The following is a 17,218-nucleotide window of genomic DNA, read 5'->3' as shown; positions in this document are numbered from 1 at the left end:
GAAGCGCGCCATCTCCCGTCGCCGTGTGCAGCACCGTGCGCAGCATAGATGGACTCCATGGGTAAACGACCGTCTCGAACCCTCCACAAGAACAATATCGCGCAGAGCAGGAGCGTCCCCATGTCTGGGTCCAGCCATTCCGCCCGCACCGCCGAGACCGGCGCTGGGCTGGCCATCGAAGGCCATTCCATCGATTACATCCCCGAGTCCGAGCGCCATGCCCGGCTCTCCAGCCAGGGGCCGTTCTGGTTCCTCGGCAACTTCCACTTCTTCACCATCTCCATCGGCTTCGTCGGGCCGAGCCTGGGCCTGTCCGCCTTGTGGACGACCCTGGCGGGGGCGCTGGGCATCATGTTCGGCACCCTGTTCATGGCCTTCCACGGTTCCCAGGGGCCGGAGATGGGGCTGCCGCAGATGATCCAGTCGCGGGCCCAGTTCGGTTATCGCGGGGTCGTGCTGGCGCTGCTGGCCACGCTCTTCGTGTTCGTCGGCTTCAACGTGGTGAACGTCTCGCTGATCATGGACGGCCTGCACAACGTCTTCGGCATCGAGCCAGTGCCGGTGGCCTGCGCGGTGATCGCCGTGGGTGCCTTGCTCTCGATCTACGGCCACGACCTGATGCACAAGGCCTTCAAATGGGCGTTGATGCTGACCCTGCCGCTCTACTCGCTGGTGACGATCGCGCTGATGTTCGGCGCCGGGCAGGGCGATGCGCCCGCCGCGCAACCGAGCAACCTGGGCTTCAGCTGGGTCGCCTTTGCCACCCAGTTCGCCATCGCTGCCAGCTACAACATCTCCTACGCGCCCTATGTGTCGGATTACTCGCGCTACCTGCCCAGGCACACCAGCCGCGCCAAGCTGATTGCGGCGGTGTTCCTCGGCGCCTCGCTGTCGGGGGCCTGGATGATCGGTCTCGGCGCCTGGCTGGCGCAGCTGCTGCAGGCTTCCGACGCCCTGGTGGCGCTGGACCGCGTGGGTTCTTCGCTGATGCCTGGCCTCGGCCATGTGTTGGTGCTGGTCTCGGTGGCCGGCTTCCTCCCGGTGATTGCCCTCAATACTTACAGCGCCATGCTGACGCTGCTCACCGGCGTCGATTCCGTGCGCCGCATCAATCCCACGCCGCGCGCACGGGTGCTGTCGATCCTGGTCATCACCCTGGTGCTGCTGGCCTGCGTGCTGTCGATCCGTGGCAACGGCATCTCGATCCTCAACACGTTCCTGGTGCTGATGCTGTATTTCCTGGTGCCCTGGACCGCGGTGAACCTGGTGGACTACTTCGGCGTGCGCAAGGGCCGCTACGCCATCCCGCACTTCTTCACGCCCAATGGCATCTACGGAGCCTGGCAGATGCGCGGCATCCTCGCCTACGCGGTGGGCTTCGTCTGCATGATCCCGTTCTTCTACATCTACGATGCCGCCGCGGGTAAGGAAGTGTTCGCCGGCCCCATCGCGCGGATGCTCGACGGCGTGGACATCGCCTGGCTGGTGGGTCTGCTGGTATCGGGCCTGACCTACTTCCTGCTCAGCCGCTCGCTGGACCTGGAGGCGGAGCGCCGCGTAGTCGACGCCATCAGTGAACGCGACATCCTCGCCATGGCCCGCGAGGCCGGCGAGTCGCAGCCTTGAACCCATCCGCAGGAGACCCGTCAATGAATGCTTCCAGACCCGTCACCGTGGCCTGCTGCCAGATCGCGCCCAGGGTGGGCGACCTGGCCCACAACCGCCACCTCGGCGAGCGGGCGATCCGCGAAGCGGCGTTGCGCGGCGCGCAGGTGGTGGTGCTGCCGGAACTCGCACAGAGCGGCTACGTCTTTCACGACCTGGCCGAGGCGCTGGCTCTGTCCGAAACGCTGGAGGGGCCGACCCTCCAGCTGTGGCAGGCGTTGGCTCGGGAGCTGGACATCGTCATCGTCGGCGGTTTCTGCGAGTGGCTGGAGGGTGATCGCGTGGCCAACAGTGCGGCGCTGGTCGATGCCGGGGGCGTGCGGACCGTCTACCGCAAAGCGCATCTGTGGGATGCCGAGAATACGATCTTCACCGCCGGCACCGAGGCGCCGCCGGTGGTGGAGACCGCCTTCGGGCGGATCGCGGTGATGATCTGCTACGACCTGGAGTTCCCCGAATGGGTGCGCCTGCCGGCTCTGGCCGGTGCCGAGCTGCTTTGCGCACCCGTGAACTGGCCGTGGGGCCCGCGCCCGGTTCAGGAACGCCCGGCGGAAGTCGTGCGGGTGCAGGCCAACGCGTCGGTCAACCGTCTGTTCATCGCCGCGTGCGACCGCCACGGCAATGAACGAGGCGTGGATTGGGTGCAGGGCTCGGTGATCGTCGATATGGACGGTTATCCGTTGGCTGGACCGGAGGAGGGCGGCGGCGAGCAGATCGTGCTGGCTTCATTGAATCTGGCGGAGGCGCGTAACAAGCGCATCAGCCGCCACAACCATCTCCACCAGGACCGCCGACCGGCGCTCTATGGCGAGGAAGGCTTGTTGGGCTGAAGTGCTCGTCACCCCCGAGGGAGACCTCGCGTCCGCCCAGGTCAGCCGATCGTCTTGGCCATTTCGGTGGTGGCCGCCCAGCCCAGGTCTTCATACACCGGCTTGCCGGCCTGAGTGGCGTGCAGCACGGCAAAGCTCAACCCGCGCTGCGCAAACTCGGCTTCCGCCAGCTTCATGAGGGTCGACGCCAGGCCCCGGCGCCGATAGGCCGGTTCGACGAACACATTCAGCACATAGCCACGCTGGTCCAGGTTCGGATGGGTCGGATGAGGAGGCCAGTCGATATTCATCAGGCCTATTGCCGCGACGGGCTGCCCAGCGTCCATCAGCGCAAACCCGTAGTAACGACCGTCGGCCAGACGCTGGCGTAGCCAAGGCCGGAAGTGCTCGGTCATCACCCGCAACTCCGAGGGAACGCCTCCAGCCTCCAGGAACATGGTTTCGCGGTGGGCACAGATCATCTCAAGGTCATTGAGTTCCAGCTGACGCGCCTTCAAACCGGAACAGTCGATTTCGCCGAGCATCTCGTTCATCGCAGTGGCCCATTTGCAGTGGTCGATGCTGATGCTAGGGCGGAGGAAAGGTGAACGACAGGTTCAGATCCTGAGGAAAACATCCATACAGCGACGGACCTCGGACCTGGGATGGGACCACCCCGTGAACAAGCCCGTGAGCTACGTGGCGCACCAGACGGGATGGTGTCGTGGAGCCGGGGGTGTTTCGGTTTGACGCGTCTGGTCGCGTTCATATCCCCGAACTACGCTGAACGTAATTCTCAACTACGTACACTTTGTACGGGAATGTTCTTGGGGGCGGCCGTTGGGCCTGGGCACTTGTCCCCATCGGATTCATTCAGGCGCGTCGCTCGAAATGGAAGTTGCAAGTGAAGTCGTTGCGGGCGAGCAACATTCAACTCTGCGATACCAACACGGCAAGGAGCTTCAAATGGTTGACTCCACGAGCAACGTCCACTTGGGTAAACAGACTGAACCCGATAAACAGACGCAGACCGCTGCCGCCAGCGACAAGCTGAAAGTCGGGGCGTTGATCGCCCTGGTTGTCGGCTCCATGGTGGGTGGCGGGATCTTCTCCCTACCGCAGAACATCGCCGCCAGCGCCAGTGCCGGCGCGACCCTGATCGGCTGGCTGATCACCGGCGTCGGCATGCTGATGCTGGCGTTCGTGTTCCAGACCCTGGCCAACCGCAAGCCCAACCTCGACGGCGGTGTGTACGCCTACGCCAAGGCCGGATTCGGCGACTACATGGGCTTCTCGTCGGCGTGGGGTTACTGGATCAGTGCCTGGATCGGCAACGTCAGCTACATGGTGCTGCTGTTCAGCACCCTGGGCTTCTTCTTCCCCATGTTCGGTGAAGGCAACACCCTGCCGGCGATCATCTGTGCCTCGGTGCTGCTGTGGTTCCTGCACTTCCTTGTGCTGCGCGGGATCAAGGAAGCGGCCTTCATCAACACCATCACCACCATCGCCAAGATGGTTCCGCTGGCGCTGTTCATCGTCATCGCCGCGGTGGCGTTCAAGATGGACGTGTTCACCACGGACTTCTGGGGCGCCGGCAACAGCGACCTGGGCACGGTGATGAACCAGGTGCGCAACATGATGCTGGTCACCGTCTGGGTGTTCATCGGCATCGAGGGCGCGAGCATCTTCTCCGCACGCGCCGAGAAGCGGAGCGATGTGGGCAAGGCCACCGTGGTGGGGTTCGTCGGCGTGCTTCTGCTGCTGGTGCTGGTCAATGTGCTGTCCCAGGGGATCCTGGCCCAGGCCCAGCTGTCCGGTCTGAAGAACCCCTCCATGGCCGGGGTGCTGGAAAGCGTGGTCGGCCACTGGGGCGCGGTGCTGATCAGCATCGGCCTGATCATCTCCCTGGCCGGAGCGCTGCTGTCCTGGACGCTGCTCTGTGCGGAAATCCTGTTCGCCAGCGCCCGTGACCACACCATGCCGGAGTTCCTGCGCAAGGAGAACGCCAACCAGGTGCCGGCCAACGCGCTGTGGCTGTCCAACGGGCTGATCCAGCTGTTCCTGATCATCACCCTGTTCAACAGCTCCACCTACCTCAGCCTGCTGTACCTGGCGACTTCGATGATCCTGGTGCCGTACTTCTGGTCTGCGGCCTATGCCTTGCTGCTGGCGTTCCGGCACGAGAGCTACGAGCAGGCCCCCGGCGAACGTAACAAGGACCTGATGATTGCCCTGATTGCGGTGCTCTATGCCGTCTGGCTGGTGTACGCGGCTGGCGTGCAGTACCTGCTGCTGTCGGCGCTGCTTTATGCGCCGGGGGCGATCCTGTTCGCCAAGGCGAAACGAGAACTGGGACAGCCGGTGTTCACCGGTGTCGAGAAGCTGATCTTCGTGGTGGTGGTCATCGGTGCCCTGGTTGCGGGGTATGGCCTCTACAGCGGCTTCCTCAGTCTCTGACAAGGGCAGGGTGGGTGGCGCACGGGGCCACCCACCGGTCCCTGGCGGTTCCATTGATTAGAAGGAGGTTGCAATGGCTACACCCGAAGGAGAGGGACGGAGGCGGATTCTCGACCCCGTTGACCGCGTGACCGAAGTGATTTTCGGACTGCTGATGGCGATGACGTTCGTGGGGTCGCTGAGCGTGGCCACGTCCGGACAGGAAGAAGCGCGAACCATGTTGATCGCGGCACTCGGCTGCAACCTGGCCTGGGGATTGGCCGATGCGGCCATGTATCTCCTGCGGACCTGGACGGACCGGACCCGCAACCGCACGCTGCTGGCCCGATTGAAGGGCAATGCCGGCCCGGCGGAGGGCCAGGCCCTGATCTCCGGCGTCCTGCCCGAGCGCATTGCCATGGCGGCAGGTGCCGAGGGCCTGGAGGCGTTGCGCCGTCGTCTGGCGGAAGATGCCGGTCCGCCAATCCGGGCACGGCTGACGTTCGATGACCTGCTCGGCGCGCTGGGTACCTTCCTGCTGGTGGTGGCTTCAACCTTCCCGCTGGTCATCCCGTTTCTGCTGATCGACGAAACGGGAAGGGCGATTCGCACCTCCAACCTGGTGGCACTGGGGATGCTGTTCGTGGCCGGCTGGGTGCTCGCCCGTTATTCCGGCGGGAGTCCCTGGGCGGGCGGGGCGGGGCTGGCGATCTTCGGGACTGCGCTGTTGTTCGCGATCATCGCGCTGGGGGGCTGACAGGCGCGTTGGTTTGCCTCGATCGGCCGCCGGTTCCCAGTGCGAAGGCCGTAGCTGTTTCCGATGGCATCGGCAATCGGATTCGTAAAAAATATCGCAACGCAAGACGGCGGGCCCCGCACGGGGCCTTCGCCCTCCAACCCCAGCATCGAGACGTTTATGCCATCGATTCCAGACGCCCCCCTCCACGAGGCACAACCATGACCGGCGCCCCGGTCGAACTGGTGCAGACCGGCCCGGAACATGCCGATCTGATCCGCAACCTCTACCAGTTCTATGCCTACGAGTCCTCGGACTGGGAGCAGGAAGACGTGGAGGCCGACGGCCGCTTCTACATCCACGAAGATCATCTGGTGCGCTACTGGCAGGAGCCGCAATGGAGCGCCAACCTGATCCTGGTGGACGGCTTCATTGCCGGCTTCCTGCTGGTCGAGCGTAGCGAGTTGCCGGGGCTCGATGCCCTGGAGCTGGCGGACCTGTTCATCCTCAAGAAGTACCGTCGTCAGGGCATCGGCCGGGCTGTGGTCACGCAGGTACTGACCAGTGGGGAGGAGGACTGGCTGGTGCGTTTCTACCAGCAGGATGAAGCGGCCCTGGCCTTCTGGCTGGCCGTGCTGGACGGACTGCCGCGTCCGGCGCACACCATCGACCTGGATGACGATCCGCAACTGCTGAGCTTCCTGGTGACGCGAGCGCTCCACTGAACGGGCCGGAACGGTTGTTCGGCACGATCATTCAACTGTCAATTTCGATCATTGAGCCGGGAGGATTGCGGGTCGTATCGTCCTTTCGCACCGGATTGCCACGCGCCTCCACGGGCGCCGCGCGGGCCGCCACAACAAGAATGATCGAGAGGAAGACACGATGTCCGAACTGACCCTGCATCCCCAGGCCGCCGCTTCGCTGCAACGCTGGCACGACATGATCGCCCGGAGCGACCTCACCGAGCTGCCCCAGCTCCTGGGGCCGAATGTGGTGTTCCGTTCGCCCATGGCCCACACGCCGTATCCGGGGCCGGTGGTGGTTTCGACCATCCTCAACACCGTGCTGCAGGTATTCGGCGACTTCACCTATCACCGCCAGCTGGCGACCGCTGACAGCCTCAGCGTGGTGCTGGAATTCAGCGCCCGGGTCAATGGGCGCGAGCTGAAGGGCATCGACATGATCCGTTTCGACGAGCACGGCAAGATCGTCGACTTCGAGGTCATGGTCCGTCCCATGAGCGGCCTGCAGGCGCTGGGCGAAGAGATGGGCCGGCGCCTGGGCGCTTACCTGGCGGCCGCCAAGGCCTGACTTCGCGTCGTTCGGGTGGCGCGACGAAGCCGACCGGGTAGGGTGCGCCGTGCGCACCGGTGGTTGAACGTCGCTATTGGTGCGCATAGCGCACCCTACGGCCAGCCAAGTGCTGGGCGCTCGCTCAGTCATAGGCAGAGCGATAGGCAAAAATGCCCGGCAGCCCACCCGTCATCAGGAAGAGCAGATGGCTGCCCGCCGGGAACGCTCCGTTGCGCACGGATGCCAGCAGACCGGCGAAGGCCTTCCCGCCGTACACGGGGTCTGTCAGCAGGCCTTCATGGGACGCCAGCAGCCGGGTTGCTTCTCGCATCGCTTCGGTTGGAACGCCGTAGGCGTCGCCCCGCTGGCTGCCGTCGATGCTGAGTGTTTCGCCCGACAGCGACGTGGAATCGTCGAGCAACTGCAGGACTTGCCGGGTCTTGTCGAGGGTCGCGGCGTATGCCTGCTCCTGGGTTCCCAGGACCGTGAATCCGGTGATTCGAGTCGATGACCGCGCTTCGGTGAGACCCGCCAACAGGCCGGAGTGGGTCCCGCTGCTGCCGTTGGGGACGATGATCCGGTCGAATTGAAGCCCAAGGGCATTGCCCTGATGGAGGATTTCGGCGGCGCACGCGGCATAGCCCAGACAACCCGTGGGACTGGACCCACCCAGCGGCATGACGAAGGGCTTCCTGCCTTGCCGTTCCAGCTGCTCCACCAGGTCGGCAGCAAACGGCTCGGGGGCGGCGCCCTGGGGCAGGCGGTGGATCGTTGGGCCGAACAATCCGTCCAGCAGGACGTTACCGTTCAGGCGGTAGTCGTCGTCCGTCCGGACCCCGGATTGGGTCAGGATCAGTTCACAGGCGAGGCCTTGGCGCGCTGCGACTGCGGCGGTCAGCCGCGCATGGTTGGATTGCAGGCCGCCCCAGGTGACCAGGGTGTCGGCACCTTGGGCCAGCGCTTCGCCAAGGAGGAACTCCAGCTTGCGCAGCTTGTTGCCGCCACCACCCAGGCCGGTCAGGTCATCGCGCTTCACGTAGAGCGTGCAGCCATTCATGTCCGGCAGCGCACTCAATCGGGACAGCTTCTGGAGGGGTGTCGGGCCCTCCAGCAACGTCACCCTTGGGTAGCGCGCAAGCGCCGCTTCGAGGCGAGTCAGGTCATGTGACATGGACGTTTTCTCCTGGATGAAAGGGGCGCTGGAGGGGAGGGGCACTTGGCGCTCAGGTACCTGCGGCGACCTGAAGCAACGCCTGCTCGAAGTAGTCCGCCGGTTGGGCACCGCTGATCAGTTGCCGGCCGTTGAGGAGGATGGCGGGAACGCCGTGGACGCCTCGGCTGGTGTAGAAGTGCTCGCGCGCCTTCACCTCCTCGCCAAACTGGCCGGAGGTCAACACCTCCAGTGCCTGTTCGCGGGGAAGACCGGCCTCGTCGGCCAGTTCGGCCAACGTCTCGTGGTCGCTGATGTTCCGGCCATCGGTGAAGTAGGCGCGGAACAGCGCCTGGGCAAGGCGGTGCTCCTGGCCCCTGGTCTTCGCCCAGTGCATCAGCCGATGGCTGTCGAAGGTGTTGAAGAAGTGCGTTCGCTTCGCAAGATCGAACTGGATACCCACGTCTCGCCCAAGCGCGCGGATGTGTTCCTGGCTGCGGGCGATGTCTTCGGCGCTGCTGCCGTACTTCTGCATGATGTGCTCGACCGCGTTCTGGCCGGCGGCAGGCATGCTCGGATTCAGCTCGAACGGCTCGAAGTTGAGGTCCACCGCCAGGTCCGGCGGCAGGCGCTCCAGGGCCTGTTCCAGTGCGCCGAGGGCGATGGCGCACCAGGGGCAGACCAGGTCGGAGATGAAATCGATGCGTATGGCTGTGCTCATGGCGGTTGCTCTGTTGCGTCTGCGGATCGATGGAACGGGCCGGTTTCCCGCCCGACCAGAGGCCGGGCGGGAAGGGTGGGATACCGGTCAGCCAGGCTGGTTCTTTCGGTACTCGGTGGTGGTCATCCCGGCGTAGCCCCAGTTATCGGTGTCGACTTCCTCGATGACGATATGGGTGAGGTCGGGGCGCTTGCCCAGCACGCGCTGCAGGGTTTCGGTGATCTCGGCGATGACCTGGGCCTTTTGTTCCCGGGTAACTCCGTCACGGGTGATACGAACGCTTACGAACGGCATCTTGAACCTCCTTGGAGGAGACGAGTGACACCAGGGCAGCAGGACAACGCCGCCCTTGGCAGGGATTGCCGCCACCCGCTCATGGGCCAGGGCGGCTTCGCTGAGAGGAAGCAACGTATCCACCACGGGTTTGACTGGCCTCGTGGAGGCGCGCTGCGTCCAGGCTTTCAGATCCTCGCTATCCGCCATCAGGCATGCTGGACGTGTGCGGTAGCAGTAGGGCTGTGACGGCTTGGGCTGAACTATATTTGTGCCGGTTTGGTGAATAAATATAGGCTCAAATACTTCAGTTGATACGCGGTGTAATGAATCATGAAGCGCCACTTCGATGACATCCAGTTGGGCAGTATCGAACTCTTCTGTCTCGCCGCGGAGGAGGGCAGTTTCACGGCTGCGGCGCTGTCGGCGGGGGTTACCCCGGCGGCGGTCAGCCGGTCGATTTCAAGGCTGGAGGAACGCCTGGGAACGCGTCTGTTCGTCAGGACGACCCGCAGCATTCGCCTGACCGAAAGCGGTCGTGCCTACTTCGAGCAATGCCGCCAGGCACTGACCCAACTGGTGGAGGCTGAACGCGAAGTGATGGGCAAGCAGCTCGAACCTTCCGGCGAGTTGCGCATCAGCATTCCCACGACCTACGGCCACTACCGCATCCTGCCGCTCCTGGCGCGCTTCAGGGAGCGGCATCCGGGCGTGAAGATCGATGTCAACCTGAGCAACCGCAACATCGATTTCGTGGCCGAGGGCTACGATCTGGCGATCCGCGTGCGCGCCCAGCCCGACTCGACGCTCATCGCCCGGCACCTCGAAGATGCACGGCTGGTGGTGATCGCCACCCCGGAATACCTGGCCAGGGCTGGCACCCCCACCGCCCTGGAGGACCTCGAACAGCACGATTGCATCCAGTTCGAACTGCCCAGCAGCGGGCGGCGCATTTCCTGGCTGTTCACCGAGAACGGCAAGGAGAGGGAGATCTTCGCCAGCGGCAATTACTGTTGCTCCGACGACGTCCTCGGCGGCGTGACGCTGGCCAAGCACGGCGCCGGCCTGTTCCAGACCTATCGCTTCATCGTCGATCGGGAGCTGGAAGAGGGCTCGCTGGTGGAAGTTCTCCAGGAATTCGGCGGACGTTCCCGTCCGTACACCCTGCTGTACCCCCACGGCCGCCATGTCCCGCTACGCCTGCGCGCCTTCGTCGACTTCCTGATGGAGTGCAAGCGCGAGTGGAAGGTCTGAACGGCCCTCCTGCGAACTCGTTACATCACGTCACTAATGATGTGTAAAAACCCGCCTTTATCGCTCTGAGACTGCGTCCTACAGTCGCCTCCAACACCTGTCCATCCCCAGTACGTTCGGAGGTTGATCATGAGCAATTCAAGCAAAGTCGTTGTCGTCACCGGTGCTTCCCAAGGTATTGGCGCCGCCGTGGTAAAGGCCTTCCGTGATCTCGATTACCGGGTGGTCGCCACGTCGCGTTCGATCAAGCCGTCCGATGACCCGGACATCCTCGCCGTGGCGGGCGACATCGCCGACCCGGCGACCGCCGAACGCGTGATCCGTGAAGGCGTGGCGCGTTTCGGCCGCATCGACAGCCTGGTCAACAACGCCGGGATCTTCGTCGCCAAGCCGTTCACCGACTACACCGCCGAAGATTATGCCGCGGTGCTGGCGGTGAACCTCGGTGGCTTCTTCCACATTTCCCAACACGCGATCCGTGAGATGGAAAAGCAGGGTAGCGGCCACATTGTCAGCATCACCACCACGCTGGTGGACCACGCTATCGACGGTGTGCCCTCGGTCCTGGCGTCGTTGACCAAGGGCGGCATCAACGCGGCCACCAAGTCCCTGGCCATCGAATACGCCAAGCGCGGCATTCGGGTGAACGCGGTGTCTCCCGGCATCATCAAGACCCCAATGCACGCCGTGGAAACCCATGAGGCGCTGGGCCGGCTGCACCCGGTCGGGCACATGGGCGAGATGAGTGACATCGCGCAGGCCATCGTCTATCTGGACACCGCCGGTTTCGTCACCGGTGAAATCCTGCACGTGGATGGAGGCCAGAGCGCCGGTCATTGAGGCCGGTGCGCAGCGTCGCCGATCGAGGTCGGCGGCGCTGTTTTTTGGGTGGGCTGGCAGATGCCTCATGGCCTGACCCATGAAGAACTTCACGCGGCCAGGACCGATGGTCACATGGACACCCCCGACCGCATGGGCATCGGCCATCTGGTCCGGGAGAAATACCACCTGGAATAGCGGCTCGACCGGCAAGCCCCGGCGCTTATGGCGCCGGGGCTTTCTGCGTCAGCGCTTGCCCTGCGCTTCGCTGCGGATCTGGCTGAGGGACTGGCGGGGCGTGATGGCTTCCGGGTCGATGCGGACTTCGATCAGGGCCGGGCGGCCGGCCTTGGCGCTGCGCTCGAAGGCCGCCGCGAACGCGTCCGTGCTTTCCACGGTTTCCCCGTGCAGCCCATAAGCCTGCGCCAGGGCGGCGAAGTCCGGGTTGTGCAGGTCGGTGCCGCTGACCCGCCCGGGGTAATTGCGCTCCTGGTGCATGCGGATGGTGCCGTACATGCCATTGTTGACCACGATGAAAATGACATTGGCGCCGTAGTGCGCCGCCGTGGCGATTTCCTGGCCATTCATGAGGAAGCAGCCATCGCCGGAGAACGACACCACCATGCGCTCCGGGCAGGTGATCTTGGCCGCCACCGCCGCTGGTACGCCATAGCCCATGGAACCGTTGGTAGGCCCGAGCTGGGTGCGGAACTGGCGGAACTGGTAGAAGCGCTGCACCCACACCGCATAGTTGCCCGCGCCATTGGTGAGGATGGCGTCGGTGGGCAGGTGGTCGCGTAGCCAGCCGATGATCTCGGCCATCTGCACAGGGCCCGGGGAGGGCGTGGCCACGAGGTTGTCCCGGTAGTTGCGATTGAGTGTGCGGGTCCAGTCCGCCCGGCGTGCGCTGTCGGTTGCAGGCAGCTCGGCCGCCAGTTTGGCGAAGGCAGTCATGCCGCTATTGATGCCGAGAGCGGGCTGATAGACCCGGCCCAGTTCCTCGATGCCGGCGTGGACATGCACCAGGTTTTGTCGGGGCACCGGAATTTCCACGGAGGTGTAGCCGTTGGTGGACACCTCGCCCAGCCGTGCGCCAACCACCAGCAGCAGGTCGGCGTCCTTCACCGCCTGGACCAGCTTCGGCCCGGCGGCGAAGCCCAGGTCGCCGGCGTAGTTGGGGTGGGTGTTGTCGAACAGGTCCTGGCAGCGGAAGGAGGCGGCGACTGGCAGGTCGTGGCGCTCCGCGAAGCGGCGGATGTCCGCGACCGCACCGGCGTTCCAGCCACCACCGCCGACAATCATCAGCGGGCGCTCAGCCTGCTGCAGCAGTTGGCCGAGTGCCTGGATGTCCGTCGCGCTGGCCTGGGGTTCGATCGCACGGGCGGGACCGGCGTCGGCCACCTCCACCACCTCGGTCAGCATGTCCTCCGGCAGCGCCACCACCACCGGGCCGGGGCGGCCGTTCATGGCGCGGTGGAAGGCCTGGCTCACCAGTTCGGGAATGCGTCGGGCGTCGTCGATCTCCACCACCCATTTGGCGAGGGGCGCATACATGGCGCGGAAGTCGATTTCCTGGAAGGCCTCGCGGTCCCGCTGGTCCCGTGCCACCTGGCCGATGAAGAGGATCATCGGCGTCGAATCCTGGAAGGCCGTGTGCACACCCACGGATGCGTTGGTGGCGCCGGGGCCGCGGGTCACGAAGCAGATGCCGGGCTTGCCCGTCAGCTTGCCGTAGGCTTCGGCCATGTAGGCGGCGCCGCCTTCCTGCCGGCAGACCACAAGATCGATCTGCTCCCGGGCGTCGTAGAGTGCGTCCAGCACCGCCAGGTAGCTTTCACCGGGCACGCAGAAGGCGCGTTCGACGCCGTGGATACGCAGGGCATCGACCAGAATTCGGCCGCCGTTGCGGCTTTCGATGGGCAGGTTCATGGGGGCTCCTTGGGCAGATGGGCAGTTGAGTCGGTTGCGATCTGGGCTCCCCGGCGTTCTGCCGGCCATCGCGTGATTGTCGATAGCCGGACCACCCCGGGGCGCTCCATCGAACCGGCGGCATTGCCCGGATTCTCCGCAGCATCCGTGCCCTGCACAAACGACATCTCCTCACCATTCCATTCCAACCGGGAATAAGTGGAGCGCGGGGCGCATCAGCCTCCAACGGCGATCGGAGCCCAGCGCATGCCGCGCCGGCCGGGAACACCTCCCATTTCACGCCCATCGCCCCGACTGAACTCATTCCAATCACGCGATGTCTGTCAGCAGTCGGCCCGCCGGGCGGATTGCATGGCCATTCGCTAGCTGGGCGACTGCGCCGCGTCCCGCTCCACCTTGATCGCGTCCCTGTTCACGACCCATTCGCCTGGCCGGCGTTTAACTTGCCCGTTCGCGGGGTTTCGTCCCATCGCCAAGTGAAGATTACCCATGTCCCTATCCCGTCTTTTCTCCGCCCGTGTTTCCACGCTCCAGACCCGCGCCCTCGGTGCCTGCCTGCTTGGGGGGCTGCTGGCGGCCGGTGCCCCGGCGCAGGCCGAGGAAACCGCCGGCAACGCGCGCTGGGTGAGTGATAGCCTGAGTACCTATGTGCGCAGCGGCCCGACTGATGGCTACCGCATCGTCGGCACGCTCACCTCCGGGCAGAAGGTGGAACTGTTGCGCACCCAGGGGGATTACAGCCAGGTGCGCGGCGAGAGCGGCAACGCCGTGTGGATCGCCAGTCGCGATCTGCAGGAGGTGCCCGGCCAGGTGGAGCGCCTGCCGCAGCTGGAACAGAAGGTCGCTGCACTCACCACCGAGCTGGCAGGCATCAACGACACCTGGAAGACCCGCGTGCAGGGCATGCAGGAGACGCTGGATTCGCGCAAGGCGCTGATCGACGAGTTGCAGGCGGCGCGTGCGAAGCTGGACGGGGAGCTCAACCAGGCCCGCTCCGAACTGCGCGACGCTCAGGCCCAACTGGGCGATGAAAACAAACAAGTGCTGATGCGCTACATGGTCTATGGCGGCAGCATCGCCGGTGCCGGGCTGCTCGCCGGTCTGATCCTGCCGACCCTGCTGCGGGTGCGGCGCAAGCGTAATGATCAGTGGGTCTGACTCGCTGACAACCGATCCATCGGGATGGGCGCAATGCCCATCCCGGGGCCGTTGACGCGGCCCGATCTCCTCTCTCCCGCACGACTTCCCTGACCCGCCCCAGCTGCGACGTATCCCTTTGTATCCGGATTCGTTGCCCGCGGGTTGGCATACAAATGTTCCGTCTCCCGGATACGCCGCGGATACACGCCTGAGGCGAAATAGCCACACCCGAACGAGGAAGCCCAAGCGCCTCGGTCCAGGGTTTCAACGCCCTTGTGGCATGACCCGCGCGGCACCGCCGCGCACAGCATCCGGAGAAACACCATGTCCCGTAACCAGTTCTCGACCAAGACTCGTATTGGCCTGATCGCTGTCGCCCTGGCCGGCGGCATCAACATGGCCTCCAGCGCTTTCGCCGTGGAGGCGCTGCCCCAGGGCTACCAACTCGCCGCCGCGGATAAAGCCGGCGAGGGCAAGTGTGGCGAAGGCAAGTGTGGTGCCAGCGGCGCCAGCGCCAAGGCCACCCAGGCCGAAGGCAAGTGTGGTGAAGGCAAGTGCGGCGATGCGTCCTTCGCCCGCACCGACACCGATGACGACGGTCGCGTTTCCCGCCAGGAACTCCTGACCGTGGCCCCGCAGGGTGAGGCGGAATTCATCGCCATGGACACCAACAAGGACGGTTACCTGTCCGAGGGCGAGGTCTACAAGTTCCGCACCAACCAGTACATCTCCAACGGCAAGAAAGTGCCCACCGAGCTGTTCACCAAGCTGAGCCAGGCCAAGAACTGATCCGGCTCCGTCGTACCTCCCTCCCTGTGCGCGTGCCGGGGAGGGGGACTTCGCCTTCAGGAGAATGCCCATGACCTCTGTCCCATCCATCCACGGTGCCGGCCTGGGGCTGCGCCGTGCCCTGATCCCCGAACTGCTCGCGATGGACGCCGGCGCCGTGGATTTCCTGGAGTGCGCCCCGGACAACTGGATCGATGTCGGCGGCGCCTACGGCGAATCCCTGGCGACACTCGCCGAACGCATCCCCCTGAGTTGCCATGGACTGTCGTTGTCCCTTGGCGGCCCATCGCCGCTGGATGGCCACCTGCTGCGGCGCACCCGGCAGTTTCTCGACCGCCACCGCGTCGCCCTGTACAGCGAACACCTGAGCTACTGCTCCGATGACGGCCAGCTCTACGACCTGCTGCCGTTGCCCTTTACCGACGAGGCGGTGCGCCACGTCGCCGCGCGCATCCGCCAGGCACAGGACGCCCTGGGCCGGCGCATCGCGGTGGAGAACATTTCCTACTACGCCGCGCCTTACCAGGCGCTGAGCGAGATCGATTTCCTCCGCGCGGTGTTGGAGGAGGCCGACTGCGACCTGCTGCTGGACGTCAACAACCTCTTCGTCAACGCCATCAACCATGGCTATGACGCCGGCCAGTACCTGGCTGCGATTCCGGCGCAGCGGGTGGTCAGCCTGCATGTGGCGGGGCATTACGACGAGGCGCCGGACCTGAAGATCGACACCCACGGCGCAACCGTGAAAGGCGATGTCTGGACCCTGCTGGAGCAGGCCTACCAGCGGTTCGGCCCTCTGCCGACCTTGCTGGAGCGTGATTTCAATTTCCCGCCCCTGGGCGAACTGCTGGCCGAGGTGGAGCAGATCCGCTCCCGGCAGAGGGCCACGCTGGTGCTGCCGGAGGTGCGTTATGCCTGAGCTCCTCCACCAACAGCTGATGACCATGGCCCGCCACGTGCGCGACCCAGAGCACCATGAACCACCACCGGGCATCGAGGCGCGCCGGCTGGCGGTGTACCGGGAGCTGTTTTTCGGCAATGTCGAATCCCTGCTGTCAGGGGGCTTCCCGGTGATCCGCGCGAGCCTGCCGGCGGGGCAATGGCAGTTGCTGGTGCGAACCTTCTATGCCGACTATCGCTGCAGCACGCCGTTGTTCACCGAAATGGCCGGCGAGTTCGTTGCCTTCCTCGACGAGGGTGCGGGCGAGCTTGCGGGCCTGCCGGCGTGGCTGGCGGAACTGGCCCATTACGAGTGGGTGGAAAGTGCGCTGCTGCTCAGCGACGCGGACGAACCGGCACATGACCCGGACGGCGATTTGCTGGAGGGTGTGCCGCTGGTATCCAGCCTGGCCTGGCCCTTGGCCTATCAGTGGCCGGTGAGTGAGATCAGCCCCGGCTATCAGCCCGACCAGGCGCCGGCCCAGCCCAGCCTGTTGCTGGCCCAGCGCAAGGCCGACCACAAGGTGCATTTCTCGCGCCTGGCCCCCCTGGCCCATGCACTGCTGTCCTCGTTGCAGGAACAGGCATGCAGCGGCCGCGAACACCTGCACCAGCTGGCCGACGCCATTGGCGCCGACCGCCAAGCCATCCTGTCGCAGGGCCTGGCCTTGCTGGTAAACCTGCGCGAGCAGGGCGTGGTGCTGGGCACCCGCGCCTGACACGCAACCCGGTGCCGATTTTCCCCGGCCCACTTCACCACTGGAGACACTGAGATGACCGCAATCCTGGAGAAAACCCTCTACACCGGCCAGACCCGCACCACCGGTGGCCGCGATGGCCAGGGCAAATCCTCTGACGGCGAGCTGCAAGTGCGTCTGAGCCCGCCCGGCTCGGGACGTCCCGGCACCAATCCGGAACAGCTGCTCGGCGTCGGCTGGTCGGCCTGCTTTATCGGCGCCCTGCGCCGCGCCGGGCAGAGCCTGTCGATTCGCCTGCCCGACGACGTGGCGGTAGCGGCCGACATCGCCCTGGGAAACACGGCCGACGGCGGCTTCGCCCTGGCGGCGACCTTGACCGTGGAGCTGCCGGGCCTGGCGGCGGAAGACAAGGCGAAGCTGGTGGATGCAGCGCACCAGCTCTGCCCGTATTCCAAGGCGACTCGCGGCAATATCGAGGTGACCTTCAACATTCCCTGAGTGGCCGTTGCGAACAAAAAAGCCCGCGCATCCGTCCAGATGCGCGGGCTTTTTGCTGGATGGGGT

18 protein-coding genes are annotated in these 17,218 nt (G+C 65.1%); 13 read left to right on the top strand and 5 right to left on the bottom strand.

Features of this window, described 5'->3' with window-relative positions; translation table 11 throughout:
- Positions 1 to 120 precede the first annotated feature (120 nt).
- Both TQ98_RS14810 and TQ98_RS14805 read left to right on the top strand, forming a co-directional pair.
- Positions 121 to 1,626, top strand: coding sequence for a cytosine permease (locus TQ98_RS14810; RefSeq protein WP_044874477.1), 1,506 nt, complete (start codon positions 121 to 123; stop codon positions 1,624 to 1,626).
- A gap of 23 nt (positions 1,627 to 1,649) precedes the next feature.
- A complete protein-coding gene (locus tag TQ98_RS14805) occupies positions 1,650 to 2,495 on the top strand; it encodes a nitrilase family protein (protein WP_044874478.1) in 846 nt (281 codons plus the stop codon).
- 41 nt (positions 2,496 to 2,536) lie between these two features.
- Here the strand turns inward: TQ98_RS14805 and TQ98_RS14800 are convergent, their stop codons facing one another.
- On the bottom strand, positions 2,537 to 3,028 hold the full coding sequence (locus TQ98_RS14800; protein WP_044874479.1) for a GNAT family N-acetyltransferase: 492 nt from the start codon (positions 3,026 to 3,028) through the stop codon (positions 2,537 to 2,539).
- 412 nt (positions 3,029 to 3,440) lie between these two features.
- On the opposite strand from TQ98_RS14800, the gene arcD reads away from it, so the two are divergent.
- From arcD to TQ98_RS14780, 4 genes are all read left to right on the top strand, one after another.
- Positions 3,441 to 4,931 carry an arginine-ornithine antiporter gene (gene arcD / locus TQ98_RS14795; RefSeq protein WP_277949292.1) on the top strand — a complete coding sequence of 497 codons (1,491 nt, stop codon included), beginning with the start codon at positions 3,441 to 3,443 and terminating at the stop codon, positions 4,929 to 4,931.
- Positions 4,932 to 5,004: 73 nt separating this feature from the next.
- Positions 5,005 to 5,667 (top strand): hypothetical protein, encoded by a 663-nt coding sequence (locus TQ98_RS14790; RefSeq protein WP_044874480.1) that lies wholly within the window; start codon positions 5,005 to 5,007, stop codon positions 5,665 to 5,667.
- A 200-nt stretch (positions 5,668 to 5,867) separates the two neighbouring features.
- Positions 5,868 to 6,371 carry a GNAT family N-acetyltransferase gene (locus TQ98_RS14785; protein WP_044874481.1) on the top strand — a complete coding sequence of 168 codons (504 nt, stop codon included), beginning with the start codon at positions 5,868 to 5,870 and terminating at the stop codon, positions 6,369 to 6,371.
- A 160-nt stretch (positions 6,372 to 6,531) separates the two neighbouring features.
- Positions 6,532 to 6,960 (top strand): nuclear transport factor 2 family protein, encoded by a 429-nt coding sequence (locus TQ98_RS14780; protein WP_044874482.1) that lies wholly within the window; start codon positions 6,532 to 6,534, stop codon positions 6,958 to 6,960.
- A gap of 124 nt (positions 6,961 to 7,084) precedes the next feature.
- Here the strand turns inward: TQ98_RS14780 and TQ98_RS14775 are convergent, their stop codons facing one another.
- From TQ98_RS14775 to TQ98_RS14765, 3 genes are all read right to left on the bottom strand, one after another.
- Positions 7,085 to 8,113: a D-cysteine desulfhydrase family protein gene (locus TQ98_RS14775; protein WP_044874483.1), complete on the bottom strand. Its 1,029-nt coding sequence runs from the start codon at positions 8,111 to 8,113 to the stop codon at positions 7,085 to 7,087.
- Between the two features lie 52 nt (positions 8,114 to 8,165).
- Positions 8,166 to 8,813 (bottom strand): DsbA family oxidoreductase, encoded by a 648-nt coding sequence (locus TQ98_RS14770; protein WP_044874484.1) that lies wholly within the window; start codon positions 8,811 to 8,813, stop codon positions 8,166 to 8,168.
- An 87-nt stretch (positions 8,814 to 8,900) separates the two neighbouring features.
- On the bottom strand, positions 8,901 to 9,107 hold the full coding sequence (locus tag TQ98_RS14765; RefSeq protein WP_044874485.1) for a 4-oxalocrotonate tautomerase family protein: 207 nt from the start codon (positions 9,105 to 9,107) through the stop codon (positions 8,901 to 8,903).
- 312 nt (positions 9,108 to 9,419) lie between these two features.
- Here TQ98_RS14765 and TQ98_RS14760 point away from each other — a divergent pair, with 312 nt between their 5' ends.
- Both TQ98_RS14760 and TQ98_RS14755 read left to right on the top strand, forming a co-directional pair.
- The gene (locus TQ98_RS14760; RefSeq protein WP_044874486.1) at positions 9,420 to 10,340 is read left to right on the top strand and encodes a LysR family transcriptional regulator; all 921 of its coding nucleotides are present in this window, start codon (positions 9,420 to 9,422) and stop codon (positions 10,338 to 10,340) included.
- 129 nt (positions 10,341 to 10,469) lie between these two features.
- Entirely contained in the window at positions 10,470 to 11,180 is a 711-nt protein-coding gene (locus TQ98_RS14755) for an SDR family NAD(P)-dependent oxidoreductase (protein ID WP_044874487.1), read from the top strand.
- 225 nt (positions 11,181 to 11,405) lie between these two features.
- Here TQ98_RS14755 and TQ98_RS14750 read toward each other — a convergent pair whose 3' ends face one another.
- A complete protein-coding gene (locus TQ98_RS14750; protein ID WP_103102972.1) occupies positions 11,406 to 13,088 on the bottom strand; it encodes a thiamine pyrophosphate-binding protein in 1,683 nt (560 codons plus the stop codon).
- Positions 13,089 to 13,577: 489 nt separating this feature from the next.
- Here TQ98_RS14750 and TQ98_RS14745 point away from each other — a divergent pair, with 489 nt between their 5' ends.
- The 5 genes from TQ98_RS14745 (at position 13,578) to TQ98_RS14725 (ending at position 17,152) form a co-directional block, all read left to right on the top strand.
- Positions 13,578 to 14,246: a TIGR04211 family SH3 domain-containing protein gene (locus TQ98_RS14745; protein ID WP_044874490.1), complete on the top strand. Its 669-nt coding sequence runs from the start codon at positions 13,578 to 13,580 to the stop codon at positions 14,244 to 14,246.
- A 306-nt stretch (positions 14,247 to 14,552) separates the two neighbouring features.
- Positions 14,553 to 15,017, top strand: a complete 465-nt coding sequence (locus tag TQ98_RS14740; protein WP_044874491.1) for a hypothetical protein — start codon at positions 14,553 to 14,555, stop codon at positions 15,015 to 15,017.
- A 70-nt stretch (positions 15,018 to 15,087) separates the two neighbouring features.
- Entirely contained in the window at positions 15,088 to 15,936 is an 849-nt protein-coding gene (locus TQ98_RS14735; protein ID WP_044874492.1) for a DUF692 domain-containing protein, read from the top strand.
- Positions 15,929 to 16,675, top strand: coding sequence for a putative DNA-binding domain-containing protein (locus tag TQ98_RS14730; RefSeq protein ID WP_044874493.1), 747 nt, complete (start codon positions 15,929 to 15,931; stop codon positions 16,673 to 16,675). Before TQ98_RS14735 ends, TQ98_RS14730 begins: the two co-directional genes overlap by 8 nt.
- A 54-nt stretch (positions 16,676 to 16,729) precedes the next feature.
- Entirely contained in the window at positions 16,730 to 17,152 is a 423-nt protein-coding gene (locus TQ98_RS14725; protein ID WP_044874494.1) for an organic hydroperoxide resistance protein, read from the top strand.
- The last annotated feature ends 66 nt before the right edge of the window (positions 17,153 to 17,218 follow it).

The sequence above is a fragment of the Pseudomonas sp. LFM046 genome (assembly GCF_000949385.2).
In the GTDB taxonomy this organism is placed as follows: Bacteria; Pseudomonadota; Gammaproteobacteria; order Pseudomonadales; family Pseudomonadaceae; genus Metapseudomonas.
The sequence above is the reverse complement of the archived record's forward strand: the minus strand, read 5'-3'. Positions and strand labels throughout refer to the sequence as shown.